The organism is Micromonospora andamanensis (assembly GCF_016863495.1).
Lineage (GTDB): Bacteria > Actinomycetota > Actinomycetes > Mycobacteriales > Micromonosporaceae > Micromonospora > Micromonospora andamanensis.
Genome location: NZ_BOOZ01000020.1, coordinates 22,061 through 39,102 on the forward strand (window position 1 = coordinate 22,061; position 17,042 = coordinate 39,102).

The 17,042-nt window shown below is 72.4% G+C and carries 14 protein-coding genes; 5 read left to right on the forward strand and 9 right to left on the reverse strand.

Features of this window, described 5'->3' with window-relative positions; translation table 11 throughout:
• The first annotated feature begins 125 nt into the window (after window positions 1-125).
• A complete protein-coding gene (gene dapD, locus Van01_RS18110) occupies window positions 126-1,085 on the forward strand; it encodes a 2,3,4,5-tetrahydropyridine-2,6-dicarboxylate N-succinyltransferase (protein ID WP_204008596.1) in 960 nt (319 codons plus the stop codon).
• 45 nt (window positions 1,086-1,130) lie between these two features.
• Here dapD and Van01_RS18115 read toward each other — a convergent pair whose 3' ends face one another.
• Complete coding sequence (locus tag Van01_RS18115; protein WP_204008598.1) at window positions 1,131-4,460, reverse strand: S8 family serine peptidase; 3,330 nt, start codon at window positions 4,458-4,460, stop codon at window positions 1,131-1,133.
• A gap of 140 nt (window positions 4,461-4,600) precedes the next feature.
• Between Van01_RS18115 and Van01_RS18120 the strand changes: the two genes are divergently transcribed.
• Together Van01_RS18120 and Van01_RS18125 are read left to right on the forward strand one after the other, a co-directional pair.
• Window positions 4,601-5,158, forward strand: a complete 558-nt coding sequence (locus tag Van01_RS18120) for a sugar O-acetyltransferase (RefSeq protein WP_204008600.1) — start codon at window positions 4,601-4,603, stop codon at window positions 5,156-5,158.
• A 103-nt stretch (window positions 5,159-5,261) separates the two neighbouring features.
• A complete protein-coding gene (locus tag Van01_RS18125; protein ID WP_204008602.1) occupies window positions 5,262-7,886 on the forward strand; it encodes a hypothetical protein in 2,625 nt (874 codons plus the stop codon).
• On the opposite strand, the gene Van01_RS18130 is transcribed toward Van01_RS18125, so the two are convergent.
• Genes Van01_RS18130 through Van01_RS18140 form a run of 3 tightly spaced genes read right to left on the reverse strand, consistent with a single transcriptional unit; the run spans window position 7,863 to window position 10,228 of the window.
• A complete protein-coding gene (locus Van01_RS18130) occupies window positions 7,863-8,510 on the reverse strand; it encodes a nucleoside/nucleotide kinase family protein (RefSeq protein ID WP_204008604.1) in 648 nt (215 codons plus the stop codon). The two genes, Van01_RS18125 and Van01_RS18130, sit on opposite strands and share 24 nt — an antisense overlap.
• On the reverse strand, window positions 8,510-9,157 hold the full coding sequence (locus tag Van01_RS18135; RefSeq protein WP_204008606.1) for an SIMPL domain-containing protein: 648 nt from the start codon (window positions 9,155-9,157) through the stop codon (window positions 8,510-8,512). Before Van01_RS18135 ends, Van01_RS18130 begins: the two co-directional genes overlap by 1 nt.
• 60 nt (window positions 9,158-9,217) lie before the next feature.
• A complete protein-coding gene (locus Van01_RS18140; RefSeq protein WP_204008608.1) occupies window positions 9,218-10,228 on the reverse strand; it encodes a prephenate dehydrogenase in 1,011 nt (336 codons plus the stop codon).
• A gap of 405 nt (window positions 10,229-10,633) precedes the next feature.
• Between Van01_RS18140 and Van01_RS18145 the strand changes: the two genes are divergently transcribed.
• Window positions 10,634-12,478, forward strand: coding sequence for a M48 family metallopeptidase (locus Van01_RS18145; protein WP_204008610.1), 1,845 nt, complete (start codon window positions 10,634-10,636; stop codon window positions 12,476-12,478).
• A 54-nt stretch (window positions 12,479-12,532) separates the two neighbouring features.
• Here Van01_RS18145 and dapC read toward each other — a convergent pair whose 3' ends face one another.
• Entirely contained in the window at window positions 12,533-13,636 is a 1,104-nt protein-coding gene (gene dapC, locus Van01_RS18150; protein WP_275410361.1) for a succinyldiaminopimelate transaminase, read from the reverse strand.
• Window positions 13,633-13,959, reverse strand: a complete 327-nt coding sequence (gene fdxA / locus Van01_RS18155; RefSeq protein WP_007464872.1) for a ferredoxin — start codon at window positions 13,957-13,959, stop codon at window positions 13,633-13,635. Before fdxA ends, dapC begins: the two co-directional genes overlap by 4 nt.
• Before the next feature lie 79 nt (window positions 13,960-14,038).
• On the opposite strand from fdxA, the gene Van01_RS18160 reads away from it, so the two are divergent.
• Window positions 14,039-15,004: a GNAT family N-acetyltransferase gene (locus tag Van01_RS18160; protein ID WP_204008612.1), complete on the forward strand. Its 966-nt coding sequence runs from the start codon at window positions 14,039-14,041 to the stop codon at window positions 15,002-15,004.
• A 9-nt stretch (window positions 15,005-15,013) separates the two neighbouring features.
• Here Van01_RS18160 and Van01_RS18165 read toward each other — a convergent pair whose 3' ends face one another.
• The 3 genes from Van01_RS18165 to mshB all read right to left on the reverse strand — a co-directional run bounded on the left by Van01_RS18165 (window position 15,014) and on the right by mshB (window position 16,961).
• Window positions 15,014-15,478, reverse strand: coding sequence for a hypothetical protein (locus Van01_RS18165; RefSeq protein ID WP_204008614.1), 465 nt, complete (start codon window positions 15,476-15,478; stop codon window positions 15,014-15,016).
• A gap of 77 nt (window positions 15,479-15,555) precedes the next feature.
• Window positions 15,556-15,993, reverse strand: a complete 438-nt coding sequence (locus tag Van01_RS18170; RefSeq protein WP_204008616.1) for a hypothetical protein — start codon at window positions 15,991-15,993, stop codon at window positions 15,556-15,558.
• A gap of 14 nt (window positions 15,994-16,007) precedes the next feature.
• Window positions 16,008-16,961, reverse strand: a complete 954-nt coding sequence (mshB, locus tag Van01_RS18175; protein ID WP_239099144.1) for an N-acetyl-1-D-myo-inositol-2-amino-2-deoxy-alpha-D-glucopyranoside deacetylase — start codon at window positions 16,959-16,961, stop codon at window positions 16,008-16,010.
• Window positions 16,962-17,042: the final 81 nt, after the last annotated feature.

Here is a 17,042-nt window from a genome sequence, read left to right on the forward strand (position 1 = left end):
GTCCGCACGGTACCGTCACAACCGGCGACCGCGAGACGCGAGCCCTTCGGCGAAGCGGGAGTGCGCGTGCGAGCCCCGCGGTCGCGAGCAGCAGCCAGCCCAGATGGGAAGCAAGGGGTGAGTAAGTGACGTCCACACAATCCGCGTGGGGCATCGGCCTGGCCACCGTCACCGCCGAGGACCAGGTACTCGACACCTGGTACCCGACCGGCAAGCTGGGCCTCGGTGACCTGCCGCTGGTGGCCGGCGAGGACGAGGCCGACGTGCTCGACCTGCCGCCCGGCGCGATCGGTGACCGGGTCCTGCCGGGTCTGCGTACCGTCCAGGTGGTCACCGTGATCGGCTCGCTGGACGACCCGATCAAGGACGCGGCCGACGCGTACCTGCGGCTGCACCTGCTCTCCCACCGCCTGGTGCGCCCCAATGAGATCAACCTCGACGGCATCTTCGGCAAGTTGGCGAACGTGGCCTGGACCTCGGCCGGGCCGTGCCCGCCGGAGCGGGTTGACGAGCTGCGCGTCATCGAGCGGGCCGCCGGCCGTCACCTCGGCGTGTACGGGGTGGACAAGTTCCCCCGGATGACCGACTACGTGGTGCCCGCCGGGGTGCGGATCGCCGACGCCGACCGGGTCCGGCTGGGCGCCCACCTCGCCTCCGGCACCACTGTCATGCACGAGGGCTTCGTCAACTTCAACGCCGGCACGCTCGGCGCCTCCATGGTCGAGGGACGCATCGTGCAGGGCGTGGTGGTGGGTGACGGTTCCGACATCGGCGGCGGCGCCTCCATCATGGGCACCCTCTCCGGCGGCGGCACCGACAAGGTACGCATCGGCGAGCGCAGCCTGGTCGGCGCCAACGCCGGTGTCGGCATCTCGCTCGGTGACGACTGCGTCGTGGAGGCGGGCTGTTACATCACCGCCGCCTCGAAGATCAGCCTTCCGGACGGCCGGGTCGTCAAGGCGCGCGAGCTCTCCGGCGTCGACGGGTTGCTGTTCTGGCGCAACTCGGTCTCCGGCGCGCTGGAGGCCCGCCCCCGCACCGGCCGGGGCATCGAACTGAACGCCGCGCTGCACGCCAACGACTGAGCCCCGGTGGGGCGGGCGCGATCCCGCCCGCCCCACCGGCACGGCTCACCGCAGGCGGTACGCCTGGATGATCCGCTGGGTGACGGTGTTGCCGTCGACGTCGCGGGCGGTGGCCCGCAGCGACGCGTGGCCGGCACCGCGCGGATGCTGCACGGTGGCCTCCCAGCCGTTAGCGGCCTTGCGCAGCTTGGCGCGCTGCCAGCGCTTGCCGCCGTCGTAGGAGACCTCGACGGTCAACGACGCCGTCTTCGCCGCCGGTGCGCCCGGTTGGCGCTGCACCGCTACCGGAATCACGAAGGCCCGGCCGGCCGGGGCCGCGTTCCGCTCGTCCAGTCGTGGCGCGAACCGGATCGCGGAGGCGGGCAGCCGGACCGGGTCGTCGCCCCGCACGTGCCGGGACCGGAAGGTCCAGGCGGTGGCGACCTCCGTGCTCAGGTCGCTCACCGTACGCTTCGCCGACGTCTCCAGCCGGTACCTGGCGGGACCGGCGGGCACCTCGAACTGGCCCCAGCCGGGATCCTCGGACTCACTCACCAGTCTGCCGTTGCGGTACAGGGCGGTACGTCCGGCGTCCGTGAGCGAACTGCCCAGGTGTCCGGCCGCGTCGCTGTACAGCGGCACGGACAGCGTGATCAGGTCACCCTGCCGGGTCAGGCCGTCGTCCGGCCAGCGCGGCACCGGGAACGACTGTCCGTGTGGCGCACCGTTCCAGACCTCCCGGTAGGTCCGCCCGGCCCGGTACGTCGTCGGCTCCGAGAAGAGCACGGCCACCGGTTCGAGCCAGGGCACGTCATCGCTGCGCGTGCCGAACCACAGCTCGGTGCTCCAACGCACCGCCCCGGTGTTGTAGTACTCGACCCGCTGACCCGGTACCGCGGTAGGCAGCCCGACCGCCCAGCCGCCCAGGTCGGGCTCGAACAGGGCGAAGGACATCCGCTCGGCGAGCGTGCCCGGATAGCCGTCCCGGAACGTCTGCTTGACGGTGGCCAGGTCACTGCTGCGGTAGTGCCGGGTCAACCCGGCGGGCATCCGGCCCGGCACCATCTCGGCGAGGGCGTAGAGATACCGGCTGCTGGCCGCCTCCAGGTCGGCGAACTGGCTGCTGAACACGGCGAAGAAGTGGTCTGCCGCAGTCCGGCCGCCGAGCTGCCCGGTGAACAGCCCACCGAAGTCGTCGGCGACCGCACCGAACCCGGCCAACCCCTCGTCGAACAGGAAGTACGCGTCGACAGCGACAAGCGCCGGCGTCGCCGACCGGTCCGGCACCGTCATCCGCACCGGCTTCGCCGTACGCGCGTCCACCACGGTCTCGGCGTCCGACTCCACCACCAGTTCCGGCTGGGTCATCAGCACCAGCTCCTCGCTGGCCTCGTCGAACAGGAAACTGGCCAGCCCGTACCGCCCCTTGGGCACCCGCACCTCGGCGGTGCCGTCCGGGTCGGACACGAAGATGTCGGTGAAGTCGTCCAGCCCGAGCAGGAAGGTCGCGTACTCGTCCGGCACGGCACCCTCACGGCTCAGGTGGCGCAGGGTCAGCGTGTAGCTCTCCACCTCCTTGTGTACCGCCACCGGCGTGATCGCCACCAGGTCACCGGCACGGGCGACCACCCGGCCGGTGTAGTGGCCGTCCGGGCTGTCGACGCTGGTGTCGACGGTGACCGTGGCGGACGCGGTACCACCGGCCGGCACCTGGACCTGCTCCGTACCGAGCGTGAAAACTCCGGCCGGGGCGGGTTCGCCGTCCGGGCCGGTGGCCTCGATGCTGAGGTCCAGGGTGAGCGGCGCGGTGCCGGTGTTGCGCCAGGTCACCTCGCGCTGGATCGGTTCGTCGTCCGCGTGCGGCCAGAGCGTCCGGCCGAACGAGACGCTCGCCGGCTCGCTGACCACCGACTGGGTGATGGCACGCGCCACGTCGACGCGGCCGGCACCCTGCTGGTACGCGGTCAGGTCCGGATGCGGCAGGGCCGAGGCCATCAGGGTGGCCTTGAGCCGCTCCGCCGTCGCGTCGGTGTGCTGCTGGGCGAGCAGCGCCGCCGCACCCGCTACGTGTGGTGCGGACATCGAGGTGCCGGAGAGCGAGACGTACTGGTCGCCTACCGGTTCACCGAGCTGCGTGCCCTCACCCCGGGCGGCCACGATGTCCACTCCCGGTGCGGTGATCTCCGGCTTGAGGGCGTCGTCACCGACCCTCGGGCCCTGGCTGGAGAAGTCGGCGAGCTGGTCGTCCCGGTCGACCGCGCCGACGGCGAGCGCGGCGTCGGCGCTGGCCGGCGAGCCGACCGTGCCGGCCCGTCCGGCGTTGCCGGCGGAGATCACGAAGAGGGCACCGGTCTGCTCGGTGAGCGTGTTCACCGCCTCCTCAAGCGGATCGACCTCCGGAGTGTCCGCCCCGCCCAGGCTGAGGTTCACCACGTCGGCCTCGACCTCGGTGGCAGCCCACTGCATGCCTGCCAGGATGGCCGACTCGGTGCACCCGTACCCCTCGCAGACCTTGCCGGAGAGCACTGTCGCATCGGGTGCCACGCCCCGGTTGCGGCCGTCCGAGGCGGCGCCGCTGCCCGCGATGATCGAGGCGACGTGGGTGCCGTGCCCCACGATGTCACCCGGGTTCGTCTCCTCGGTGAAGTTCCTCGACTCGGCGACCCGGCCGGTGAGGTCGGGATGTGCGGCGTCGACACCGGTGTCCAGCACCGCCACGCGTACCCCCTGACCGGTGAAGCCGGCCTGGTGGGCAGCGGGCGCCCCGATCTGCGGCACGCTGTGTTCCAACGTCAGCTGCCGCCGGCCGTCGAGCCAGATCCGCTCGACACCCCCCGCCGCGTCGAACCGGGCGCCGCCGTCACCGGCGACCGTGGCCCAGAGCTGACCCGCACGTTGCTTGTCCGCGGTGGCCGCGACGCCACCGATGGCCGCCAGGTCACGGGTGACGGTCACCCCGTCGGGTGTGCCGGCCCGTCGGGCGGTCGACCCGTAGGTCATGAGCAGCGGCAGGTCGTCGCGGTGCGCGTCGTCGTAGCCGGCGGCGATCAGCCCGGCCACGTCGAAGAGCCGGCGGTCGACCCGTCCGTCGCGGATCAGCGGCAGGGCGTCCTGCGGCACCACCCAGAGATGATCCCGCTGCCGTTGGGTGAGAAAGCGGATGCCGTCGCGGCCCTCGGCCGGGCGTACGCTCGCCCCGCGCGCGGTGACCGTGACCTGGTCACCGGTGACCAGGGTGACGGTGGTGGAACCGCGGCCGGCGTCCGGCCTGTCGGTCGGGGTCTGGGTCGGCGGGGCCGCTGTCGGCGCAGCCGGTGCGGCAGTGGCCGCCGCCGGTACGCCGAGCACCAGACCCAGCACGAGTCCGGTGGCGGTCAGTTTGCTCCTTCGTCGCAACTGAATCCTCCTCTGGGGCGTCTATATCGATGTAGGACACATCGACTCCCATCAGAGTTGCATACCGAGTATGTAAATGGGAGTCAAGAATTCGACGAAGTTGAGTCCTCGTCGCGACGACGCCGGGCATGATCGGACGGATGACGTCCATGAAGGAACGCATGCTCGCGGGCGAGCCGTACCTCGCCGACGATCCGGAACTGATCGCCGACCACCTCCGCGCCCTGCGCCTGATGGAACGGATCAACAGCGGGTCCGTGGACGGCCAGGAGGCCCGTCGGGCGGCGCTGCACGAACTGCTCGGCGAACTCGGCGACGCGACCGGGATCCGGCCACCGTTCTACTGCGACTACGGCTACAACATCCGGATCGGGCCCCGCAGCTTCGTCAACTACCACGCGGTCTTCCTCGACGTCGCACCGATCACCATCGGCGCCGACGTGCAGGTCGGCCCCAACGTGCAACTGCTGACCCCCACCCACCCGGTGGAGCCGGAGCCGCGCCGGGCGAAGTGGGAAGCCGCCCAGCCCATCACCATCGGCGACAACGTCTGGCTCGGCGGCGGAGCGATAGTCCTCGCCGGAATCACCATCGGTGACAACACGGTCGTCGGCGCGGGCGCCGTGGTGACCCGCGACCTGCCGGCAAACGTCGTCGCCGTCGGTAATCCGGCCCGCGTCGTACGCCAGCTCGACTGACCCACAATCACCCTTCTAGCTGCACAAACAACTCCATGACGAGTGGCACCCAACGCATCACGTCGGGCACTGTAGGTGACAGGTGCGTCACCGGGAGGCTCACATGGGAGGTCGGATCCTCGAACTTCGCGTACACGGAGTGTCCAACACGCCGCCCGCCGAGACGCTGGGCCTGACGGCGGAACCCGGCGGCGAGTCGCCCCAGCCACGGCTCGTCGCCGGTGGTCCGGTCACCGGCTTCTACCGCTCCACGACCACCACGCCACTCGACCCGATCGTCGTCGAGGCGTACAGCTGGGGCCAGTTGACCTCCGGCGCGCGGACCGCCCGCGACGTGGAGCGGGCCCTGTGGACGCTGCTGCTGCCGTTCACCCTGGCCAACGTGGCGCTGCACGCCCGGCCGGGGATACCGGCCGACCCGGCCGCCGAACGGCTGGCCAGCCGCTCCGGCATGACGGCCTGGTTGATCAGGCTCTTCTGCCTGAGCCTGACCGCCACTCCCGTGCTTGCGATGACAGGTGTCGGCGTCGATCTCATCGGCTGGCAGTGTGTGGACGAGGTCTGCCTGAGCCGGGTCCCCGGCCCGTGGGAGTTCCTCGCCAGCCCCTGGTGGCAGCAGGGCGGCCGGGCGCTGGCCGCCGGTCTCACCGTGCCGCTGGCCATGATCGGGGTACTCGGCCTGGTCACCTGGCGGACCTATCAGTACGAGGCGGTGATGCCGGCCGACCCGACCACGAACCCGCCCGTACGCCGCACCCCGCCGCCTGTCGACGCCGACGTGCCGGTCGGTCAGCCGGCGCCGAAGCCACCGCCCGTGCCCGAGCCGCCACCCGGTCCCCCGACCAACCCGCTCCAGGACCCGACGTTCTGGTGGGGCGAAGGTCAACTGCGCCGCGCGGCCGTACTGCACCTGTGCACCGGCACCGTGGTGGCGGCGGCGGTTCCGCTCGGCACGGTCTCGGTGCTCGGTCCACCGCACGGCGTACGGGCAGCGGTCACCTGGTCCTCGGTGGTTGCCTTCACCGCCGTCCTGGTGATCACACTCGTGGCCATCGGTCGGCCCTTCCTGACCCGGCGCGACGGCGCCACCCCGCTCGGCGGATGGAGCATCGCGGTCATCGTCCTCACCGGAATCGGCCTGGCCGGCACCGTCGCGGTACTGCTGCTGCCGGACGCCGCCGGCAGCACGCTCGGCGGTCTACGCGCGCCGGTCGGCTGCGCCGACGACCCCACCCAGCCCGGGTGCCTGACGGACCGCTCGCTACCCGGCTTCGACCGGGTCATCTCCTGGCTGGGCACCGGTCAGCTGCTCCTGCTCATCGCGATAGGCGCGACAGCCCGCTCCGGCCGGCGCGGCGGCGCGACACCGGCCGCCGCCGCGCTGCTGATCGCCCTCGGCGCCGCCTGGTGCCACGGTTGGCTGCCGGACGCGCCACCGGCTCCGGTGACGCTGGGGCAGTTCGCCCTGCCGTTGCTCGCCCTCGCCGCGATCGGGCTGCTGCTACCCCGGACCCGCCCCACAAGGTTGAAACAACCACTCGAACCGCACACCGACCTGGCCTGGCACGGCCGGGCGCCGGCAGTCATCGCCGGCTTCGGCTGGCTGCTCTGCCTCGCGTACAGCACCGGGGTGCTCTACTGGGTCGCCAACCGGCTCAACGGCGACCAGCCGCCGGGCGGCCGGCCCCTGGTGTTCCTGCCGACCCCTGTGGCCTGGGCCGGTCTGACCTTCGCCGCCGCGCTGCTGATCGTCGCGTTGGTCGCCGTCCGCGCCGTGGTGCTCTTCCACCAACTGCGCCGCCGGGAGTACGCCCACCTGAGCGCCCGGGGCGGCCGGCTGTCCGCGCACGACCTGCGTCGCGCCCGGGACGTCAGCGCCCACCAGGCGCTGCACCGACTGGTCGGCGAACACGCGCTGCGCCTGACCGGCTGGTACGCCGGTGCGATGGCCGTGCTCGCCATCCTGGGTTGCGCGGCCGTGCTCGCCTGTCCCCTGCCCCAGCCCAGGACGGGCGGCGCGGCCCCCGTGATCACGGCGGTGGCGGACGTCGGCGACGCGCTGCTCGGCTGGCTCCCGGTGGCGGTGGCCGCCGTCGGCCTGCTCGTCTACCGGAAGAACACCATCCGCCGCTCCGTCGGTGTGGTCTGGGACATCGGCACCTTCTGGCCACGCGCCGCCCACCCACTGGCGCCGCCGAGCTACGCCGAGCGGGCGGTACCCGAACTGATCACCCGTACGGCCGGCCTGATCGCGCTGGCCGAGCACGACCCGCGCCGGATGGACGGCATCATCCTCTCCGGGCACAGCCAGGGCACGGTGATCTGCACCGCGGTCATCCTTCAGATTCCGAACCGTTGGCGGCACCGGATCTGGTTCTTCTCCTACGGCTGCCAACTGACCCGCCTCTACGGTCGGATCTTCCCCGCCTACTTCGGGCCGGACCGGCTACCAGTGCTGGCCGAGGCGCTGACCCGCCCCGGCGGTGGCACCCGGTGGACGAACTTCTGGCGGGACACCGATCCGCTCGGCTGGCCGGTCACCGCCGGGGAACGGGACATCGCGGTGACCGACCCCGAGGCACTGCACCCCAGCGACGGCGAGGTCGCCGACCCACCGATCCGCAGCCACAGCGGTTACCCGGAGGCTGCCGAGTTCCAACGGGAGAGATCCCGGGTGGCGTGGCTGCTGCGGCGGGCGGTCCCGTCACCCCGGCGGGGGCTCGGCTAGGCGTACCACCAGGTCGGCCCGGTCGGCGGTGCCGGCCACCAGCGCCGCGTTCGTCTCGTCGCTGCCCAGCGCCCAGGCTCGGGCGTCCTGCTCCGACCGCCCGTACGCCATGTGCCGGGCGACCAGCCGACGGCGCCGCAGGTCGGCGTCGAGGTCCAGGAACCACGCCTCGTGCAGCAGGGCCCGTATCTCGTCCCAGGGCCAGGTCGGCACCAGCAGATAGTTGCCCTCGGTGACCACCAGCCGGACCTCCGGCGGTACCTCGATCGCACCGGCGATCGACTCCTCCAGCTCCCGGCGGAACTGCGGCGCCCAGACCGACGTGGGTTCCTTACGCCGCAGCCGACGCAGCAGCGAGACGTAGCCGTTGGCGTCGAAGGTGTCGAGGGAGCCCTTGCGCAGCTCCCGGCCGAGTCGACGCAACTCGTCCTGCGCGAGGTGGAAGCCGTCCATCGGCACCAGCCGGGCAGCCGGACCCACCGCCTCGACCACCTGCGCGGCGAGCGTGGACTTGCCGGCCCCGGGCGCGCCGGTGATGCCGAGCAACTGCCTCGGCCCGGCGTCGGCCAGCCCTCGGGCCCGCTCCAGCAGCGCCTCCAGCGACAACACCTGAGCGGGAGTCATCAGGACAGGACCGGCCGGCTGATCGTGAACCGGGCCCGGACGGCCGCGTGCACCCCCTGCGGCTGCGGGTCGAACTCCAGTTCCGGTGGGCCGGCCGACTCGACCCCACCGGCGTCGAACGCCATCCGGGCCATCATCGGCTGCGCGGTGCCGCCCTCGTCGGACAGCTCGACCAGGTCGGTGACCTGGGCGCCGAGCGCCTCGGCGTACTCGCGGGCCCGCTGCAACGCGTCGTTGATCGCGGTGTGTCGGGCCTGCCGGTAGGCCGGACTGTCCGGGCGCAACGACCACCACGGGCCAGCCACCTCGACCTGGTCCTGGTCGGCCAGGCGCAGCATAACCTCACCGAGTGCGGTGAAATCGCTCACCGTCACCGTGGTCACCACCGAACCGTGCCAGGCCACGACCCGCTCCCCGGAGCGCCGGGTCTCGGGCCGGACCCGCAGCTCGCCGGTCTCGCGTCTGTCGATCGTCGGGCCGTACGAGTCGAGCAGGACCCGGATCGCCGCCGCCCGTTCGGCCAGCCGGGTCAACGCCGGCTCCCGCTCCCGATCGCGGGCCAGCGCGGTGACGGTGAACCTGGCGAGTTCCGGCGCGACCTCGCGGTACGCCTCGCCGCGTACGGTGACCACCGGTCCGTCCACCATGCCCTCACCCTACTGGCGGGTCCGCCGCCACGCCCACCGATGCGCCGGGCGTGCCGACGTTCAGGCCGACGGGAGGTCGGCGAGGTAGGAGACGGTGCCGGCCACGACCCGGCAGCCGGTGAGATGCCCCCCGGCCGCCCCGACGTCGTACAACCAGGCCACCTCGGCCGGTTCCGCGCCCGCCGGGAACGACCGGACCTGCTCCTCGTACCGGCGGCCGGCCAACTCGGCCCGGGCGGCACCGGCCTCGGCGTAGCGGGCGGTGAGCGCGTCGGCGTCGTCGCAACGCAGCGCCCCGGCCAGCTCGTCGAGAAACTCGGTGACCTGTGCCAGCGCGGCCAGGACCTGGTCACGGTTGCCGCGCAGCATGTTTCCGGTGCGGTGCGGCGGGGTGCCGGCGACCCGGGTGCCGTCCCGGAAGCTTCCGGCGGCCAGGGTCAGCACCGCGTCCCGCAACGGCGACCGGTGCGCCGCACCGGCCAGCGCCCCGGCGAGCAGGTGCGGCAGGTGCGAGGCGAGCGCCACCACGGCGTCGTGCCGGTCCGCCGCCATCGGCACGACCCGGGCCGCGAAGACGTCGGTGACCAGGGTGACGAGGCGACGGAACGCGACGAGCCCGTCCGGTGCCGGGCAGAGCACCCAGGCGGCACCTGTGAACAGTTCCGGCAGCGCCGCCGCGAGCCCCGCCCGGTCGGTACCCGCCATCGGGTGGCCGGGGACGAACCGGCTGGTCAGCCCCTGGGCGGCGGCGAACGCCGCCAACTCGGCCTTGGTGCTGCCCACGTCGGTGAGCAGGCAGTCCTCGGTGGTGGCTGCGGCAACCTCGACGAGGGTCGCGGGCAGCGTGGGCAGCGGACCGGCGAGAAACACCACGTCCCGACCGGCCACCGCGTCGGCCAGCCGCTCCGCCGTCGGCACGCCGGCCAGCCGGGCCTGCCGGCGGGTCTGCTCGTCCGGATCCCAGCCGGTCACGTCGACTCCGGCGGCGTGCAGCCGCAGCAGCACCGAACCACCGATCAGGCCGGTGCCGACCACCGCCGCCCGCAGCCGTGCGCCAGCCTTGAGCACCATCCGCGTACCTCGGCGTTCCGTGTCGTCAGGGAGCCGGCCGGCCCCGCGGCGGCGTGCCGGCCGGACCGCGCCGAACTGCCACGCGGTCCACAAACACGCCCTGCGTCCGGGCCGAGAATATCGCCGGCCGGGCCGGCACGCGCCGCCCGGCGGTCAGGCGCGTACGGGGTACGCCTTGTCGCGGAGGCGACTGAACGCGGCGGCCGGATCCGTGCCGTCCAGGTGCCAGACGGTGACCTGGTCTCCGATCACGTCGAACTGGCCGGCGGCCCCTCCCCGATCACGATCGGCAAGATCGTAAAGCCGACCCAACCGGACCGGAAGGGGGTTGTCCGGTAAACCTCCACGTCGTACGGTCCCCTGCGCCGCCCGCACCGCGCGGGCACGGAACGGGGAGGAACGGCCATGGCCGCGACGTACCGGGCGCTCGCCTCGGTGGTCATGTTGATCGGGTTCTACGTGGTCGCGCTGCTTCAGCTGGCAGCCGTAGCCGCCCTCGGTGTCTGGCTGTACGGCCACACGAACGGGCTGGTCACCGGGAAGCTGCTGCTGCCGCTGATCATCGCGCTGGGCGCGGTGGCGGTCGGGCTCTGGCGGGCGATCCGGACGAAGAACGAACCGGCGCCGGGCCTGGTGCTCGACGAGCGGGAGGCACCGCAGTTGTGGGCCACCGTCCGGGAGCTGGCCGACGCGGTCGGTACCCGGGCACCTGACGAGATCCGGCTGGTACCGGAGGTGAACGCGGCGGTCGGCGAGCAGAGCCGGCTGCTCGGGCTGATCGGCGGGCGGCGCACCCTCTACGTGGGTCTGCCGCTGCTCCAGGCGATGCGGGTCGACCAGCTCCGCTCGGTGCTGGCGCACGAGCTGGGTCACTACTCCGGCAAGCACACCCGACTCGGCGGCGTCGCCTACCGGGGGCGGCTGGCGATCGAGGGCACCATCGAACGGATCAAGCCGCGCAACCCCATCGGGCTGGTCTTCAAGGGATACGCGAAGCTTTACCTGATCGTCGACAACGCCGCGTCGCGGCGGCAGGAACTGGAGGCCGACCGCGCCTCCGTCCAGCTCGCCGGTCACGAGGCGGCCACGTCCGCGCTACGCAGTCTGCCGGCGCTCGACGCGGCCTGGAACTTCTTCACCGGCCGGTACGTGGAGTCAGGCTGGCAGGCCGGCCTCGCCCCGGACGACCTGTTCGGCGGCTTCGGACAGCTGCTCCAGGCCCGCCGGGACGAGATCGACAAGCTCCAGCAGGACGTACCGGACCGCGAGCCGTCCCGGTGGGACACCCACCCGCCGATCGGCGTCCGGATCGAGGCGATGGCGCAACTGCCGGCCGGTACGGCCCACGCCGACGACCGCCCGGCCCACGTACTGCTCACCGACGTCCTGGCGGCCGGCCGCCGGTTGCAGAGCCTCGTCATCGACCTCGGCAACCGCCAGGTGCTGCCGTGGCCGGAGTTCACCCACGCGGCTATCGCCGCAGGCGTGCAGCGCCAGGCGGATGGCGTCTACCGGGCGGCCGGCCGCTTCACCGGCACCACCGAGCCGGGCCTGTCGACAGTGCTCGACCTGGTCCGGGCGGGCCGCCTGGGCGAGTTCGCCGAGCAGTTCTTCAGCGACGCCACCCGGCGGGAGGCGGCGGCCCGCTTCGCCGGGCCGATGGAGATGTTGCTGGTGAACGCGACAGTCCGGGCCCAACGGGCCCGCTGGCAGCTGTCCTGGGGCGGCCCGGCCCAGTTCGTCGGCACCGGCGGTGAACCGTTGGATCTCGCCGAGATCGCCAAGCTGGCCGTCTCGGCGGAGACCCTCGACGAAGCGCTGGCCCGGCTCGCCGAGCTGGGCGTCGACCCGTCCGCCGCTACTGTGGTGCAGAGCCGGGCCACCGCCGACAACGCCGGCCTCATCGGCGCCATCGGCAACGTGAAGGTCGACGACGTGGAGCACGACCTGCTGATCCTCGACCGCGGCCTGATCCTGGTCGGTGGTCCGGGTAAGGCCGGCGACGGTGAGAAGCGGCTCACCGGACTGCTCGAATCGACGCCCGTGGCCACGTTGGCCACCCGGCACCAGTTCCTGCCCTACGAGGAGATGGTGTCGGTGAACGTGAGCAGGCAGATCCCGCTGAAGGCCGAGCTGACGCTGCACGACGGTCGGGTGATCGCCCTGAAGGAGCTGTACGGCAGCGTGCTGCTGGAACGGCACAGCCGGGACAACCTGCTGCGGGTGTTCGAGCGGATCAACGAGGACTGAACCGACCATCCGACCGAGGCCCGTCCCCGCCTCCGGGGACGGGCCTCGTCATGGTCAGGACAGGCGGGCGGCGACCGCGGCGATCCGCTCGTCGGACTCGGTGAGCGCCGCCCGGACGTACTGCCGGGCGCCGGGCCCGTAGAAGACACCGGCCGCGACCAGGATCCCGCGCCGGGCCAACCAGTCGACGGTGGCCCAGCAGTCCTCGCCACGGGTCAACCACAGGTAGAGCCCCGCCTCGGAGTGCTCGACAGTGAAACCGGCACCGGTGAACGCCGCGCGCAGCGCCGTCCGGCGCGCCCGGTAGCGCTCCCGCTGCTCCTCGGCGTGCCGCTCATCGCGCAGGGCCGCCACCATGGCCGCCTGCACCGGCGCCGGCACGATCATCCCGGCGTGCTTGCGGATCTTGAGCAGCTCAGCCACGAGTGTCGGGTCGCCGGCCACGAAGCCGGCCCGGTAGCCCGCCAGGTTGGAACGCTTGGACAACGAGTGCACCGCCAGCACGGAGTCGTACGAGCCGCCGCACACCTCGGGTGACAGCACCGACACCGGCTCGGCGTCCCAGCCCAACGGCAGATAGCACTCGTCACTGGCCACCACAGCGCCGCGCTCCCGCGCCCAGTCCACCACCTTGCGCAGGTGGGTGGCGGGCAGCACCCGCCCGGTCGGGTTGCCCGGCGAGTTCACCCAGACCAGGCGTACCCGGGACGTCGGACCGACGGTGGTCAGCGAGTCGGCGCGCACCGTGGTGGCCCCGGCCAACCGCACGCCGTCCTCGTAGGTCGGGTAGGCGATCGACGGGACCACCACGACGTCGCCCGGCCCCAGCCCGAGCAGGGTGGGCAGCCAGGCCACCAGCTCCTTGGAGCCGATCGTCGGCAGCACCCCGAGCCCGTCCGGGCTCGCGCCGGCGGCCCGAGACACCCAGCCCGTGATCGCGTCCCGCAACGCCGCAGTGCCGGCGGTGAGCGGATACCCAGGCGCGTTCGAGGCGTCCGCCAGGGCCTGCCGGATCACCTGCGGCACCGGATCGACGGGCGTACCCATGGAGAGGTTGATCAGGCCGTCCGGGTGCGCCGCGGCCAGCGTGGCCGCGGCGTCCAGGGTGTCCCAGGTGAACTCGGGCAGCCGCGACGAGACCGGGGCGGGCCGGTTCAGTGGCCCTCGCCGCGAGGCGGCTGCGCGGCGACGAAGGTGGCGTCCTTCTCCACCTTGCCGATCTTCGAAGCGCCACCGGGCGAGCCGAGATCCTCGAAGAACTCGTAGTTGGCCCCGGTGTAGTCCTTCCACTGCTCCGGGACGTCGTCCTCGTAGAAGATCGCCTCCACCGGGCAGACAGGCTCACAGGCACCACAGTCGACGCACTCGTCGGGGTGGATGTAGAGCATCCGGTTGCCCTCGTAAATGCAGTCGACCGGGCACTCCTCGATGCATGCCTTGTCGAGCACATCTACGCACGGCTCGGCGATGATGTAGGTCACCGGTCTTCTCCTCCGCAAGACGCGCCGCGATCACCCGCGACGATAAGAGCCTAGTATCTCGCCGGGGAGGAGGTCGATCGTGCTCCGAGAGCAAGACTTGGGACACAGAATCGTGGTGCGGCGTCGCGTCGGCGTACGCGGTGGTCGACCTGTCTACTCCGATGCCCTCGGCGAACTGGTCGAACTGACCGAGACACATCTCACGCTCACCACCCGGCAGGGGCGGCTACGCGTGCCGATCGCCGAGGTACACCGGGCCAAGCGGGTACCGGCGGCCCGACGGCCGACCGCCGCCGCCATGGTCGAGCTGGAACTCGCCGCCGACGAGGCGTGGCCGGCACCCGTCCGGGCCCGGCTCGGTGACTGGTTACTGCGGGCCGCCGACGGCTGGACCGGCCGGGCCAACTCCGCCCTGCCAGTGGGTGACCCGGACCGCCCGCTGCCGGCCGCGGTGGACGCGGTGCAGCGCTGGTACGCCGGGCACGGCCAGCCGGCCATGGTCAACACACCGCTGCCCCTGGCCGCTCCGGTCGGCACCGAACTCGACAGGAGAGGCTGGCACAGCCGCCCGCCGGTGCTGGTGCAGACCGTCCCGCTCGCCACGCTCGTCCCGGCGGTACCTGCCGACGCCTGTGACGTCGTCGGCGCCGTCGAGTTGGCCACCGCGCCGTCGGCCGACTGGCTCGCCGTGGCGGCCGGCCGCAAGGGCGGGCTGCCGGACGCCGCCCGGCACGTGCTCACCGCCGTGGACCAGGTCCGCTTCGCCCACGTGTACGTCGACGGCACGCTCGTCGCGGTCGGCCGTGGCACGGTCACCGGACGGGGACGCTGGCTGGGGTTGTGCCTGATCGAGGTGCTGCCCGCGGCACGCCGGCAGGGACTCGCCGCCCGGCTGATCCGAGCGCTCGCCGACTGGGCCACCGGGGCCGGGGCGACCGACGCGTTCCTCCAGGTCGAGCAGAGCAACGCCGGTGCGGTGGCGCTCTACCGCAAGCTGGGCTTCACCACCCACCACACCTACCTCACCCGCGTCGCGCCGCAGTGACCTCGCCGGTCAGCGGCGCACCACGCGGCGGGGCTTTGTCGCGGTGGTCTCGGCGTAGCGTTGCAGGCTGCGCGACCGGTGGTCGCGGCCGAGCGTGACCAGCAGCAGGTAGCCGAGCATGGTTCCGATGGTGGTCGCCACCAGGTACAGCCCGATCTGTGCGAAGAACGTGCTGCCGCCACCGGCGAACGGGTTGTTGCCGACCAGCAGCGGCCCGATCAGCACGGTCAACCCGAGCGCGACGCCGATCGCGGCGGCCACGTCACCGGCCCAGCGGGCCAACGGACGCCGCCCGCCCCAGACGAAGGCGACACCGGCCAGGATCAGACCGATCACCACGAACATCCCGAGCGACACCCGGTCGGCGGAACTGTCGTCGCCGTCGAAGCCGAACCGGATGACCAGTCGGGCTACCACGTTCACCGCGAACAGTGCGATTGCGAGCACGCCAACCGCACGCCACCGCTGACCCATCACACGCCTCCCGCCGTACCGCCCGCCCGGATGCGGGTCTCCTGGCAGGAATATCTATCACCCGTCGCTGAGCGCCGTCAGTACCGTCCGGAAGCCGGCGCCGGCGCGAGGATCGACCGGAACGCCATCACCGTGAAGGTCATCGCACCGCCCACCACCAGGGTGAGTCCGACCCAGTTGCCGACCAGCAGCACGTCGCCCTCGGTGGTCCGGTCGGCGGCGATCACCATGATGGCCACCCAGGGCAGCGCCGGCAGCGCCACCGCCCAGCGCCGGCCGACCGCCTCGACGGCGAACCAGCTCAACGCGATGTTCACCGCCACCGCCACGAGCACCGTGACGCCGATCAGGTGCCCGCCGACGCGCAGCGGGGCGAGCAGCAGCTCCAGCACCGCGCTCAGGGTCGCGGCCAGCACGGCGAACACGCCGCCGGTCGCCCGCAGGCCGATGTCCAGGGGACGCCGCCACCTCCGGATCGGCCGGGGCGGTTCCTGCTCCTGCGGGGCGACCGACATCGCGGCGGGCAGGGTCACCGGTGACCGGCCGAGGTGACCGGTCTCCGGCCGGGGACGACGCCGGGGCCGCCGGCCACGTCCGGCACCGTGTCGACGACCCCGGCGAACAGGTCCGACTCCCAGCCGTACGGGCCGTTGCCCGGGCCCTTCTCCCCGAGCGCCAGGGTGAAGTACTCCACCCCCATGAACTCGGCACCGAAGTTGCCGGCGATCGAGTAGAGCCAGGAGGTGCCCGGGATCTGCGTCGCGTGGGCACGCATCGCCGCCTCCTTCGCGGCGTGCTGCTCGGTGGCGTCGATCCGGGCTGCGATCTCCTCGTCCGGAGTGCAGAACGGCAGCTCGGTGGCGTCGGAGATGCCGGCGAAGGGGTTGTCCGACGCCTCCGCGAAGTGCGTCATGCCCGCCTCCAGCACACTGCGCGGCATCGCCGTCCAGTAGACCTTCGCCGGCCCGAGCCCCTCGGCGGCGGCCAGTTCCACAGCCCGCATGGTCACCCGGTGCGCCTGGATGTGGTCGGGGTGGCCGTAGAAGCCGTTGTCGTCGTACGTGATGACCACCTGTGGGCGTACCTCCCGGATGACCTCCAGCAGGTACCCGGCGGCCTCGTCCAGGTCGGCGCCCCAGAAGGCCCGGGGATGCTCGTTCGTCGGCAGACCCATCATCCCGGAGTCCCGGTAGCGGCCGGCACCGCCGAGAAACCTGTGGTCGGTGACGCCCAGTTCGGCGCAGGCGGTCGCCAGCTCGGCGATCCGGTACCCGCCGAGCTGGTCGGCCTCGGTCGCGGCGAGCCCGGCCAGTTCCGGTACGTGGATCTCGCCCTCCTCGCCGAGAGTGCAGGTCACCAGGGTGACGTGGGCACCAGCGGCGGCGTAGTAGGCCATCGTCGAACCGGTGCCGATGGACTCGTCGTCGGGGTGCGCGTGGACCAGCAGCAGGCGGCGGTCAGGCAGCGTCGTCACGACGGTCACTCTAACCGGCGGTTCTCGCCTGCCGGCCCAGACGCGTCCGCGCAGGTCGCTCACATCGGGCTCGGTACCGGCCTACGATCT